A 12670-nucleotide genomic window follows, 5' to 3' on the forward strand; every position below is an offset into this window, starting at 1 on the left:
GCCATGAAGATCGGATGCCCGAAGGAAATCAAGAATCATGAGTACCGCGTCGGCCTGACGCCGGCCAGTGTGCGCGAGTTGACTTCGCGCGGCCACCAAGTGCTGGTGCAGACCGGCGCCGGTGCGGCCATCGGTCTGTTGGATGAGCACTATGTGGCGGCCGGCGCCAGCATCGCACCCGATGCGGCCAGCGTTTTTGCGCAAGCCGAGATGATCGTCAAGGTCAAGGAGCCGCAGCCGCAGGAATGCGCGATGCTGCGCGAAGGGCAGATCCTCTACACCTATCTGCATCTGGCGCCGGACCCGGAGCAGACGGCGGCCTTGGTCAAGTCCAAGGCGATTTGCATTGCCTACGAAACCGTCACCGGCCCTGGCGGCGGCCTGCCCTTGCTGGCGCCCATGAGCGAGGTGGCGGGGCGCATGTCCATCCAGGCCGGTGCTGCGCATTTGGAGAAGAGCAAGGGCGGCATGGGCGTCTTGCTGGGCGGGGTGCCAGGTGTTGCCCCAGCCCATGTGGTGATCATTGGCGCGGGCGTGGTCGGCACCCATGCGCTGCAGATGGCTGTGGGTCTTGGCGCGCGGGTGACGGTCTTGGACAAGAGCGTGGACCGCCTGCGTCAGCTCGATCTGGTGTTCGGCAATCGCATCAGCACGCTGTACTCGAATGTGCAAAGCGTGGAGGAGTCGGTGCTGGCGGCTGACTTGGTCATCGGCGGTGTGCTGATCCCTGGAGCGGCGGCGCCCAAGCTGGTGACCCGCAATATGGTCTCGCGCATGAAGAAGGGCGCGGTGGTGGTGGACGTGGCCATTGACCAAGGCGGCTGCTTCGAGACCTCGCATGCCACCACTCACGCCGACCCGACCTTTGTGGTGGACGGCGTGGTGCACTACTGCGTGGCCAATATGCCGGGCGCGGTGGCGCGAACCTCCACTTTCGCGCTCAATAACGCCACGATTGCGCATGCTGTCGCTCTGGCCGATAAGGGCTGGCGTCAGGCCTTGAACGACAGTCCCTACCTGTGCTCGGGCTTGAATGTCGCTTTGGGCCAGGTCACTTATGAGGCCGTCGCGCGTGATCTGGGCTATGAGTATGTGCCCGCAGAAAGTTTGCTCGACTGACTTGAATGAACCTTATTCCACGCAGGGTTGGGGATTGTGCCCAGGCTCATTGACGTAGATCATTGCACCGGCGCCGCAAAGCGTTAGTGTCATGAAGTCCAATCAAGTATTGCTAGGAGAACACCATGTCGGATCTGTCCCAGGCTCAGAAGGATCGTTTGATGAGGGATTTGCACTCGGTGGTCGCGGAGGCCGAAGGGCTGCTGCGGGCCACGGCGGGGCACGTCGGGGAGGGCGCTTCGGAGCTGCGCGAGAAGGTGCAGGCCAGCTTGGACAGGGCCAAGCACAATTTGGCCGATCTGCAAGATGCCGCGGTGGAGAAGGCCAAGGCGGCCGGCCGTGCGACCGATGCGTATGTGCATGACAAGCCTTGGCAGGCCATCGGACTGGCCGCAGGCGTTGGCGTGCTGCTGGGGATGTTGATCAGCCGTCGGTGACCGAGAGACACCAAGTCGGCCAGAAAAGCCGGCTTGGGTCTGTGGCTACTGCGGCCTCTGCGCGCCGATGCCTTTACTCGGCGCTGCCTTGGGGCTGCGTCATCCAGCGCTCCAATTGATCGGCGGGCATGGGGCGGGCGAACAAATAGCCCTGTCCTTCGTGGCAGCCCAAGTCGATCAAAAGTTGGCGTTGTTCCTCGGTCTCGATGCCTTCGGCAATCACGGTCAAGCCCAGACCGCGGCCCAAATTGATCACCATCTGGGCAATCGTGGAGCCTGCGCTGGAGGTTTGAGCCTCGCGCACAAAGGCCCGGTCAATCTTCAGCCGTTCGACTTCAAGCTGACGCAGATGGCTCAGCGAAGAGAAACCGGTGCCGAAGTCATCAATGGCCACCGAGATACCCAGGCGCTTGATATCCGCCAGCACCAGCATCACCAGCTCGGTGTCCTCCATGGCCATGGACTCGGTGATCTCTAACTCCAAATTGCGGCCCAGGATCCCGATGTCTTGCATGGCTCGTGTCAGCACCGAGATGAAGTCCGGATGCCTGAACTGCGCCAAAGACACATTCACGCACATGCGGAAATCGGCAAAACCAAGCTCCAACATGCGTTTGAGTTGATGGCATGCGGTGCGCAAGACAAACTCACCGATGCTGATGATGAGGCCGGATTTCTCGGCCAAGGGGATGAACTGGTCCGGCGGGACAAAAGCGCCTTCCTCGGTGCGCCAGCGCAGCAGCGCCTCGGCACCAATGGTGTTGCCGCTGGCCAAATCTACTTGGGGTTGGTAGACGACAAAGAGCCGATTCTCTTCAAAGCCGGCGCGCAAGCCCTTCAGCAGCTTGAAGCGCTCGCGTGCGTCGGTTCCCATCGCGGACGAGAAGTATTGCGAGGAGCCGCGGTGCTGTTGCTTGGCTTGCTTGAGGGCAATTTGAGCATCCAGCAGCAACTCCGAGCCGACCGCGGCAGACTCTGTTAAACGCACCAAGCCGGTGGTGGCCGACAGCTGCAGCCGCTCGCCGGAGACCTCAAAAGGCTCCAGGAACACATCGGCAATGGTTTCTCCGCTGACCTGTTCGTTCGGGCCAAGCAGCCCGAAGGTGTCGGCGCCAACGCGAGCCATGGCGGTGCTGAAGCCGAGCTTGGCCGCCAAGCGCACGACCACCGCCTGAAGGACTTGGTCGCCGAAGTGGTGGCCGAAGGCATCGTTGATGTCGGAGAAATCATCGATGTCGATCAGCGCCAAGGTCACGCCGGCCGGGTCTTTCAGATTCTTGTCGAGCAGTTCAACAAAACGGTTGCGGTTCGGCAGGTGCAGCAACTGGTCGTTGTAGGCCTGATCCAGCAATTTGCTGTAGAGCACCACATTCTCGAAACCGACCGAAATATTGGAGCAAAAAGCGCGCAGCAGTTGCTGGTCCATGGTGCTGAGCGCGCGGCCGATGTCGACCAGGGCCGCCATCGGTCGGCCGTTGGCCAAGCCGAAATAAAGGCAGGTGCCGTCGTCGTAGATGTTTTCTTTCAGACTCAAACAGCGCTGCAGTCGTTCTCGCACCGATTTGATTTGCACGGCGGCCAGCGGGCTGTTGATCAGGCCGCTGTACTGGCCCGCAGCGGCGACGATGCGTATCTCAGCATCCGCGTCATGCTCCACCTGAGCGCAGACCAGGCCCTCGGGCAAGGTGCCCAACATGGCACACAGCTGCGTGACCACACCTTCAGCAAAGCGGTGCAAGCCGCGCATGCCGCTTAACTCGGTGCTCGCGTCGACAATCATTTCAAGACCGCGCCGGTTGGCTTCCAGGGCGCAGATCTGTTTGTAGGAGCGGATCGCGGCGGTCAGCACCGTATAGAGCCGGGTGCGGGTCAGCTCGGACTTGGTCTTGTAGTCATTGATGTCATAGGCTTGCACCGTCTCGATTTCAGGCGCATAGCCGGGCTGCCCAGTGCGAAGCACGATGCGCACGGCGCCAAGGCGCAAGTCGGTACGAATGAAGCGAACCAGTTGCAGGCCCGCATCCTCCGACTCCATGACCACATCCAGCAACACAACCGCCAAGTCGGGCTCGGAGGCCAAGACCTGCCGCGCCTCGGCCGCTGAAGTCGCATGCAGGAAACTCAGGGGCAGGCCTTCGACCTGCAGGCCTTGCATGGCCAATTCGGTGGCCTTATGGACATCGCTGTCGTCGTCAACGATCAGAATGCGCCATGGACGTATCGGGTGATCGCCATCGGCATCGCCGTGCTCTGGGCCATCCAGGAATTCCAGCAGATCATCATCACCCGACGGGTCGGGCAATGCCGGACTGTTTGTCTCGCGCATGAGGGGCCTGTGCTCCAGCCGATGAATTGACAATTGCGTAAAGGTATTGGATTGTGCACCGAGTCGCTATAAGCGCAATTGCCTATGTGGTGCCTTTCCCGACGGGTATGTTTGCGGTTATAGACGATTTGCATCAGCATCAGTCTGTCAATCAAAGAGTAGATGTGACTTTTATGAGGGTTGTATGAGCGAGCAAGAAGACGGGCGCGGTGACAAGCTTGGCGGCACAGCCGATGGCTTGGGTCTCGGGGGCAGGGCGCGCCGAATGCTGACACATGGGCTGGAGCTGTTGCAGAACCGGGTTGAACTGCTTTCGACCGAGCTGGAAGCAGAAAAGCTGCGCTTGTTTGCTGCCTTGGCGCAAGGCTTTCTGGCTTTGCTGTTGGGCGTGGCGGCCTTGGGGCTGCTGTGCGCCAGCTTGCTGATGCTGACACCGGAGCGCTGGCGCTGGCTGACCGCCTTGGGCTTGGGGCTGCTTTGTCTTGGCTTTGCACTGGGTTTGTGGCGCAAAGCGCGCACTCAGCTGAGTCAGCCGGGCGGCATGTTCGCGGGCACCGCGGCAGAGCTTGAGCGCGATCGCAGTGGCTTGGAGCCTTGATTATGTTCAGCCGTGAAATGACTGAACTGAAGCAGCGCCAACTCGCCTTGAAGCTGCGCAATACTGAGCTGCGCGGCGAATTGCGGGCGGATTTCGGGGCTTTGTCTCGCCCTACGGGTTGGCTGGGCTTGGCGGGTGGCGCGGCAGGCTTGGTCCTGCTTCTGACCAGCTTGCGCCGCCCAGAACGGGTATCAAGGCTGCTGGGTTGGACTCAGCTGGCCTTGCGGCTGATTCGTCTGTTCACCACCCGTTCGTGAGTCAACGCGCCCCGGGTTTCTTGCTCACCCCGCTGCGCTGACCACTCCCGCCGAGCGGTGAGGCTTTGCGTGCCGGGGCGGGCCGATTGCCTTTGTCGCGCGGAGGGAGTCCGGTGTGCTGGGTCAGGATCTGGCCTGGCTGTGGCGTGCCGCCGCTGCGTTTGGCCAAGGGCTTGGCGACCGAGGTCTTGACGCCGGTCGGCGTGGAGTTCTTGCGGCGCGCACTCTCGTAACTGCCATCGGTTACCGGTTGGTAGGTCGGGATCAGATGGTATTTGCCGTTACCGATCAAGTCTTCGCGGCCCATGGTCTTCAGCGCTTCGCGCAGCATTGGCCAGTTGTTGGCATCGTGGTAGCGCAAGAAGGCCTTGTGCAGGCGGCGCCGGCGGTCGCCGCGAACGATGTCCACGCTTTCGCTGGTCTCAGCATTGCGGCTGATCTTCTTCAGTGGGTTTTTGCCCGAGTGGTACATGGCCGTGGCCGTGGCCATGGGGCTGGGGTAGAAGGTCTGAACTTGGTCTGCGCGGAAGCCGTTCTTCTTCAGCCAAACGGCCAAGTTCATCATGTCCTCGTCCGAGGTGCCTGGATGGGCGGCGATGAAGTAGGGGATCAGGTACTGCTTTTTGCCGGCCTCTTCGCTGGCCTGCTCAAACATCTGCTTGAACTTGTCGTAGGTGCCGATGCCGGGCTTCATCATCTTGGAAAGCGGGCCGCCCTCGGTGTGCTCGGGGGCGATCTTCAGGTAACCACCGACGTGGTGGGTGACCAGTTCTTTCACATACTCCGGCGACTTGATGGCCAGGTCATAGCGCAGGCCCGAGCCGATCAGGATCTTCTTCACGCCCTTCAAGGCCCGCGCGCTGCGGTACAGCTTGATCAGCGGCGTGTGGTCGGTGTTGAGGTTGGGGCAGATGCCGGGGTAGACGCAGCTGGGCTTGCGGCAGGCGGCCTCGATCTCGGGGCTCTTGCAGCCGATGCGCCACATGTTGGCGGTGGGGCCGCCCAGGTCGCTCACCACGCCGGTGAAGCCGGCCACCTTGTCGCGGATGTCCTCGATCTCGCGAATGATCGAGTCCTCGCTGCGGCTCTGGATGATGCGGCCCTCGTGCTCGGTGATCGAGCAGAAGGTGCAGCCGCCGAAGCAGCCGCGCATGATGTTGACCGAGAAGCGGATCATCTCCCAGGCCGGGATCTTGGTCGCACCCTCGTGGCTGCCGTTCTCGTCGGCATAGCGGGGGTGGGGCGAGCGCGCGTAGTTCAGGTCGAAGACGTGGTCCATCTCGGCCGTGCTCAGCGGGATCGGCGGCGGGTTGATCCAGACGTCTCGGTCGCCATGGCGCTGCACCAGAGCGCGGGCATTGCCCGGGTTGGTTTCCAGGTGCAGCACGCGGTTGGCGTGGGCGTAAAGCACGGGGTCGCTCTTGACCTGCTCGTAAGCGGGCAGGCGCACCACGGTGCGCTCGCGCGGCGGCATTTGAATCTTGCCGGCCAAGGCGATCGCTGCCGAAGTCGCGGCCGGGCTGGCCGCATTGCGCACGATTTTGATCGGCTTGGCGCCGTCCGATTCGGGCGCCTTGACCTGACCGGTCACGCAGGACGCGGCCTTGCTCTCGGCGGTTTCTTCAATCGTTTGGTAGGGGCTGATGTGGGCGTCGATGCGGCCGGGCATGTCGACCTCAGACGAATCCAGCTCGAACCATTCATGCGAAGTCGGGTCATCCGTGCGGCGCATGAAGGCGGTACCGCGCACATCGGTGATGGACTCGACTTTCTGCCGAGCCGCCAGGCGGTGGGCGATTTCCACAATGGCACGTTCGGCATTGCCGTAGACCAGCAGATCGGCTTTCGAGTCCACCAGCACCGAGCGGCGCACCTTGTCCTGCCAGTAGTCGTAATGGGCGATGCGGCGCAGCGAGGCCTCGATGCCGCCGATCACGATGGGCACATCATTCCAGGCTTCCTTGCAGCGCTGGGTGTAGACCAGAGTGGCGCGATCCGGGCGGGCACCGCCCAGGCCGCCGGGCGTGTAGGCGTCATCGCTGCGGATTTTTCGATCGGCCGTGTAGCGGTTGATCATCGAATCCATATTGCCGGCCGCGATGCCGAAAAACAGATTCGGTTTGCCGAGCACCTTGAAGGGATCGGCACTTTGCCAGTCGGGTTGGGCGATGATGCCAACCCGGAAGCCCTGGGCCTCCAGCGTGCGCCCGATCACCGCCATGCCGAAACTGGGGTGGTCCACATAGGCATCGCCGGTGACGATGATGATGTCGCAAGAATCCCAGCCGAGCTGATCCATTTCTGCGCGGCTCATGGGCAGAAATGGCGCAGGACCAAAGCGCTTGGCCCAGAACGGGCGATAGGCCGTCAGGGCTTTGTTCGGTTTCGGTACGGTGAGGGTCGGGTGTGCGGACACGGCGGCGGCTCGGGAGATGGGCAACCCGCGATTGTCCCTGACTTGGGGCAAACCCGGGGAATACCGGCAAAAATCAAGGGCTTAGGCGCGCGAAGAAACCATGGCGCGCCGTGTGTTTTTCATGAATGGGCAGGCGGATCGGCTTCGCTTCAGCAGATGCCTAGGCTTGCAACGGGGGTGCTGTTGCTTGTGTGGTCGGCGCGCGGCGTCGGCAAATGCCTTCTTGACCTAAGCGTGCGCGTTCCTCTTCACTCATCGGCGGGAGTAGCGAGCCCCCACTGAAGGCGAGGCTATTCAAGAAGCCCTCGACTGCGCTCTGGCCCACCTCCAGGAGATTGAAAGAGTGGGGATCCATGATCCATTGATGGAGCAATCCGTCCACCAATGCCACCAGAGCGACGGCTGCGATCCGGGTGTTGAGGCCCTGAGGCAGTTGACCCATGCGCACGGCGTGATCAAAGGCGTCTTGATTCTGACTGCGCCAATCACGATGCGAGCTCAGCTTGCGTTCTTGCAAGCTCTGCATTTCGCCGCTGTACTCCACCTTTTGCATCGCGATCTCAAACACCCGGCGGGTGCGCTCGTTGTGCATGGCGGAATAGAACACGTTGACCAAGCCCCAGCGCAGTTCCGCCAAACTCAGGTGTTGGGCTTGCTGTGTGGTGGGTTGCATGCCTTCCTCAAGTGGCATGGTGGCGCGTTCCATCATGGCGTGGAACAACTGGGCCTTGTCTTGAAAGTGCCAGTAAACGGCGCCGCGGGTGACGCCGGCGGCCTGTGCAATGTCTTGCAAAGAGCAGCGCGACACCCCGTGTTGCTGGAACAGCAGTTCCGCCGCGTCAAGCAAGCGGGCGCGGGTCTCTTCGGCTTCCTGTTTGGTTTTCCTGGCCATCGTGACGCAATTTTACGCCATAAAACATACATTCGCGAATGTATGTATACTCGCACCAGTGCTGATCAAGCCAAGGCACTCCTTTGCTAAGCCAGATCGCCAAGCTGAGTCTTCGAGGTTTCTCTGTTTCTCATGGACTCTTGCTCGCTGGATCGAGCGCCATCTTTACTCTGCCTGCTGGGCAGCCCAACGTGATTCAAGCCATGAAGCATTCACTTCCTACGCCAAAGACCGTACCCCAACTGGGGGCAGGCGCCCGTCTCTTGTATTGGGCTCCTCTGACGATTGCCATCGCTGCCACCTTGACGGCTTGCGGCGGCGGTGCCAAGCCCGCAGCGGCCCCAGGCCCCGGCGGTATGCCCCCCCCGCCGCAGGTCGGTGTGGTCCAGGCGCAAAGCCAGGCCGTCGCGCTGCAAACCGAATTGCCGGGCCGTGTGGAAGCCCAGCGCACAGCGCAGGTGCGCGCCCGCGTTAACGGCGTGGTCTTGAAGCGCCTGTTCACCGAGGGTAGCGAGGTCAAGGCCGGCCAGGCCTTGTTCCTGATCGACCCTGCGCCTTATCAAGCTTCGCTGGACAGCGCGCAAGCCACCCTGGCCAAGGCGCAAGCCAATTTGGTTCAGGCGGCCGCCCAGGCCGAGCGCAACAAGCCCTTGCTTGAGGGCAAGGCGATTTCGCAGCAGGAATACCTGACATCGGTGGCTGCCGCCAAGGCGGCGGAGGCTGATGTGGCCGCCGGCCGCGCGGCGGTGCAGAGCGCGCGGCTGAATCTGGAGTATGCCCATGTCAGCGCCCCCATCTCCGGCCGCATCGGCCGCGCCTTGGTGACGGAAGGCGCGCTGGTCAGCGCCGCCGAGGCCACGCAGCTGGCGCTGATTCAACAAACCAGCTCGGTCTATATCAACTTCACCCAAAGCGCCAATGAAGTGCAACAGCTGCGCCGTGCCCTGAGCACAGGCCAGCTGCGCAAGGCCGGTGGCAGCAATGGCCTAGCCGCCGAGGTGCGCGTGGTGCTGGATGATGGCAGCGAGTTGGCCAAGCCCGGCAAGCTCTTGTTCACCGACCTGAGCGTGGACGCCGGTTCGGGCCAAGTGACCTTGCGCGCCGAGGTGCCGAATGCCGAAGGGCTGCTCTTGCCCGGCCAGTATGTGCGGGTGCGCCTGACGCAAGGCGAGTTGCCGGCCGGCATCTTGCTGCCGCAGCAAGCCGTCAAGCGCGGCAGCCAGGGCGACACCGTGTTGGTGGTCGGCCCCGACAACAAGCCCGTGCCGCGCGTGGTCAAGGTCGGCCAGGCGGCCGGCAATCAATGGGTGGTCTTGGATGGCCTGAAGGTTGGCGAGCAAGTCATCGTGGACGGTTTCCAAAAGATGTTTGTACCCGGTGCGCCGGTCACGCCGGTGCCTTGGTCCGTTTCGTCGCCGGCCTCCGCTGCTGCAGCAATGCCTGCAGCCACGGCATCCGCCGCCAGCGCTGCATCGAAGTAAGTCGAGGTTTTCACAATGGCACGTTATTTCATTGATCGGCCGATTTTTGCCTGGGTGATCGCCTTGTTCATCCTGGTCTTCGGTGCGGTGGCGATCACCAAGCTGCCGGTGGCGCAGTACCCGACCGTGGCGCCGCCGGCGCTGTCTATCAATGTGGTCTATCCCGGCGCTTCGGCCAAGACCTTGGACGAGAGCGTGATCTCCGTCATCGAACAGGAGCTCAATGGCGCGCCCAAGCTGGCCTATCTGGAATCGGTCAGCCAGGCCAATGGCACGGGCGCCATCACCGTCACTTTTGAGCCGGGCACCAACCTGGAGCTCGCCCAAGTCGAGGTGCAAAACCGCTTGAGCCGCGCGGCGCCGCGTCTGCCGGCTGCCGTGACCCAGCAGGGCGTGCGTGTCGACAAGGCGGGCAATAACTTCCTGCTGTTTGTGACCTTGTCTAGCAAGGAAGGCAAGCTCGACCCGGTGGCCCTGGGCGACTATGCGGCGCGCAACATCATTCCCGAGTTGCAGCGTCTGCCCGGCATCGGTCAGGCACAGCTTTTCGGCACCGAGCGCGCCATGCGGATTTGGTTGGACCCCGCCAAGCTACAGTCCTTCAACATCAGCACGGCTGAAGTCAACGCCGCCATCCGCGCCCAAAACGCCTTGGTGCCGGCCGGCTCCATCGGTGAGCTGCCGAATCTGTCGAGCCAGACCGTGGCCGCGACCGTGGTGGTCAAGGGTCAGCTGGAAAGCGTCGATCAGTTCCGCAATATCGTGCTGCGCGCCAATGCGGACGGCTCCAGCGTGCGCTTGAAAGATGTGGCGCGCGTCGAACTCGGCGGGCAAAGCTATGGCTCCTACTCGCGCTTGAACGGCAAGCCCAGCACTGGCATCGGCATTCAGCTAGCGCCGAGCGGCAATGCGCTGGCGGCCGCGACCGCCGTGAAGGAGCGCATGGCTGAGCTGCAGCGCTTCTTCCCGGAAGGCATCAATTACGAGATCCCGTACGACTCGTCCAAGTTCGTCAACATCTCCATCACCCAGGTGGTGCACACCTTGGTGGAAGCGGTGGTGCTGGTGTTCTTGGTGATGTTCCTGTTCTTGCAGAACTGGCGCTACACCTTGATCCCGACCATCGTGGTGCCGATCGCGCTGCTGGGGACCTTCGCCATCATGTTGGGCTTGGGCTTCTCGATCAACGTCTTGACCCTGTTCGGCATGGTGCTGGCCATCGGTATCTTGGTGGACGATGCCATCGTGGTGGTGGAGAACGTCGAGCGCATCATGAACGAAGAGGGCTTGAGCCCGCTGGAAGCCACCCGCAAGGCGATGGGTCAGATCTCCGGCGCCATCATCGGCATTACCGTGGTGCTGGTGTCGGTGTTCGTGCCCATGGCCTTCTTTGCCGGCTCGGTCGGCAACATCTATCGCCAGTTCTCGCTGGCCATGGTGGCCTCCATGCTGCTGTCGGCACTGATGGCGCTGACGCTGACGCCGGCCCTGTGCGCCACCTTGCTGAAGCCAGTGGCGGCCGGTGAAGCGCATGCCAAGACGGGTTTCTTCGGCTGGTTCAACCGTGGCTTCTCGCGCACCGCCAAGGGCTATGAAGGCTGGGTCGCCAAGCTGCTCAAGCGCAGCGGCCGCATGATGCTGGTTTACGGCGTGGTGATTGGCGCCGTGGGCTTGATGTACACGCGCATGCCGACCTCTTTCCTGCCCAATGAAGATCAGGGCTATCTGATCGTCAATGTGCAGCTGCCGCCGGGCGCGACGCTGAATCGTACCCAGGCTGCCGTCAAGCAGGTGGAAGACTTCATGCTCAAGCAACCCGAAGTGCAGTCCACCGTGGGCGTGCTCGGCTTCTCCTTCTCGGGCCAAGGCCAGAATGCCGCGCTGGTGTTCGTGCCTTTGAAGCCCTGGGATGAGCGCAAGGGTCCGGAGCACAGTGCGCAAGCGCTGGCCGGCCGTGCTTTTGGGGCTTTCATGGGCGTGCGTGATGCCTTCATCTACCCGCTCTCGCCCCCGCCGATTCCTGAACTGGGAACGGCCACCGGCTTCGCCCTGCGTCTGCAAGATCGCGGCGGCCTCGGTCACGAAGCGCTGCTGAATGCACGTAACCAGTTGATGGGCATGGCCAGCAAGAGCAAGGTCATCACCGGCATGCGTCCCGATGGCTTGGAAGACGCGCCGCAACTGCAGGTCGATATCGACCGCGACAAAGCCAACGCCTTGGGCGTCAGCTATGAAGCGATTGCCAATGTGATCGGCACCCAGCTGGGCTCTGCCTATATCAATGACTTCCCGAACGCAGGTCGTCTGCAGCGGGTGGTGGTGCAGGCCGACGCGGGCGCACGCATGCAGCCGGAAGATCTGCTGAAGTTGAACGTCAGCAATGCCAAGGGGCAGAGCGTGCCTTTGTCGGCTTTTGCGTCCACGCGTTGGATCACCGGCCAGATGCAGGCGGTGCGCTACAACGGCTACCCCGCCATGCGTTTGGCGGGCGACGCGGTGCCGGGCGCCTCCACCGGCGCGGCCATGGCCGAGTTGGAGCAGATGGTCAAGCAATTGCCGGCCGGCATTGGCTATGAGTGGACCGGCATGTCGCGGGAGGAAAAACTCTCCGGCTCGCAGGCCACCATCCTCTTGGTCTTCTCGCTCTTGGCGGTGTTCTTATGCTTGGCGGCGCTGTATGAGAGCTGGAGCATTCCGCTGTCGGTCTTGTTGGTGGTGCCGCTGGGTCTCTTGGGCGCATTGGCCGGAGCAACGCTGCAGGGCATGCCCAACGATGTGTTCTTCAAGGTTGGCCTGATCACCATCATTGGCCTCTCTGCCAAGAACGCGATTCTGATTATTGAGTTCGCGAAGGACTTGCAAGCCGAAGGCAAGGGCTTGGTCGAGGCGATTCTGGAGGCCTGCCATCTGCGCTTCCGCCCCATCATCATGACCTCGATGGCCTTCATCTTGGGCGTGATGCCGTTGGTCTTCGCCAGTGGTGCGGGCTCGGCCAGCCAGCGCGCCATCGGTACCGGCGTGATGTCCGGCATGATTTCGGCCACCGTTTTGGCGGTCTTGTTTGTGCCGGTGTTCTTCCTGGTCGTGCGTCGCATCTTCAAGGGCAAGACTGCCCCGGTGACGAGCCCGGCTGCGCAGGAGTAA

At 62.3% G+C, this 12670-nt stretch carries 9 protein-coding genes; 6 read left to right on the forward strand and 3 right to left on the reverse strand.

Features of this window, described 5'->3' with window-relative positions; genetic code table 11:
• Positions 1 to 3 precede the first annotated feature (3 nt).
• Both ald and ACOVRJ_RS13505 read left to right on the forward strand, forming a co-directional pair.
• The gene (gene ald, locus ACOVRJ_RS13500) at positions 4 to 1119 is read left to right on the forward strand and encodes an alanine dehydrogenase (protein ID WP_422044368.1); all 1116 of its coding nucleotides are present in this window, start codon (positions 4 to 6) and stop codon (positions 1117 to 1119) included.
• 134 nt (positions 1120 to 1253) lie between these two features.
• Positions 1254 to 1556 carry a DUF883 family protein gene (locus tag ACOVRJ_RS13505; protein WP_422044394.1) on the forward strand — a complete coding sequence of 101 codons (303 nt, stop codon included), beginning with the start codon at positions 1254 to 1256 and terminating at the stop codon, positions 1554 to 1556.
• A gap of 73 nt (positions 1557 to 1629) precedes the next feature.
• On the opposite strand, the gene ACOVRJ_RS13510 is transcribed toward ACOVRJ_RS13505, so the two are convergent.
• Positions 1630 to 3882, reverse strand: coding sequence for a GGDEF/EAL domain-containing response regulator (locus tag ACOVRJ_RS13510; RefSeq protein WP_422044369.1), 2253 nt, complete (start codon positions 3880 to 3882; stop codon positions 1630 to 1632).
• A gap of 184 nt (positions 3883 to 4066) precedes the next feature.
• On the opposite strand from ACOVRJ_RS13510, the gene ACOVRJ_RS13515 reads away from it, so the two are divergent.
• Positions 4067 to 4480, forward strand: coding sequence for a phage holin family protein (locus ACOVRJ_RS13515; RefSeq protein ID WP_422044370.1), 414 nt, complete (start codon positions 4067 to 4069; stop codon positions 4478 to 4480).
• A 17-nt stretch (positions 4481 to 4497) separates the two neighbouring features.
• Positions 4498 to 4737, forward strand: coding sequence for a hypothetical protein (locus ACOVRJ_RS13520; protein WP_422044371.1), 240 nt, complete (start codon positions 4498 to 4500; stop codon positions 4735 to 4737).
• A gap of 1 nt (position 4738) precedes the next feature.
• Here ACOVRJ_RS13520 and ACOVRJ_RS13525 read toward each other — a convergent pair whose 3' ends face one another.
• Positions 4739 to 7153, reverse strand: a complete 2415-nt coding sequence (locus tag ACOVRJ_RS13525) for a YgiQ family radical SAM protein (RefSeq protein ID WP_422044372.1) — start codon at positions 7151 to 7153, stop codon at positions 4739 to 4741.
• 160 nt (positions 7154 to 7313) lie between these two features.
• Positions 7314 to 8045: a TetR family transcriptional regulator gene (locus ACOVRJ_RS13530; RefSeq protein ID WP_422044373.1), complete on the reverse strand. Its 732-nt coding sequence runs from the start codon at positions 8043 to 8045 to the stop codon at positions 7314 to 7316.
• Between the two features lie 203 nt (positions 8046 to 8248).
• Here ACOVRJ_RS13530 and ACOVRJ_RS13535 point away from each other — a divergent pair, with 203 nt between their 5' ends.
• Together ACOVRJ_RS13535 and ACOVRJ_RS13540 are read left to right on the forward strand one after the other, a co-directional pair.
• Entirely contained in the window at positions 8249 to 9526 is a 1278-nt protein-coding gene (locus tag ACOVRJ_RS13535) for an efflux RND transporter periplasmic adaptor subunit (protein WP_422044374.1), read from the forward strand.
• A 15-nt stretch (positions 9527 to 9541) separates the two neighbouring features.
• On the forward strand, positions 9542 to 12670 hold the full coding sequence (locus ACOVRJ_RS13540) for an efflux RND transporter permease subunit (RefSeq protein ID WP_422044375.1): 3129 nt from the start codon (positions 9542 to 9544) through the stop codon (positions 12668 to 12670).

Source organism: Roseateles sp. (assembly GCF_049240545.1).
Lineage (GTDB): Bacteria > Pseudomonadota > Gammaproteobacteria > Burkholderiales > Burkholderiaceae_C > Paucibacter_A.

Excerpts from the sequence above, each read along its gene's own strand:
- ald (WP_422044368.1), top strand. The coding sequence starts at position 4 with ATGAAGATCGGATGCCCGAAGGAAATCAAGAATCATGAGTACCGCGTC.
- ACOVRJ_RS13510 (WP_422044369.1), bottom strand. The coding sequence starts at position 3,882 with ATGCGCGAGACAAACAGTCCGGCATTGCCCGACCCGTCGGGTGATGAT.
- ACOVRJ_RS13515 (WP_422044370.1), top strand. The coding sequence starts at position 4,067 with ATGAGCGAGCAAGAAGACGGGCGCGGTGACAAGCTTGGCGGCACAGCC.
- ACOVRJ_RS13520 (WP_422044371.1), top strand. The coding sequence starts at position 4,498 with ATGACTGAACTGAAGCAGCGCCAACTCGCCTTGAAGCTGCGCAATACT.
- ACOVRJ_RS13530 (WP_422044373.1), bottom strand. The coding sequence starts at position 8,045 with ATGGCCAGGAAAACCAAACAGGAAGCCGAAGAGACCCGCGCCCGCTTG.
- ACOVRJ_RS13535 (WP_422044374.1), top strand. The coding sequence starts at position 8,249 with ATGAAGCATTCACTTCCTACGCCAAAGACCGTACCCCAACTGGGGGCA.
- ACOVRJ_RS13540 (WP_422044375.1), top strand. The coding sequence starts at position 9,542 with ATGGCACGTTATTTCATTGATCGGCCGATTTTTGCCTGGGTGATCGCC.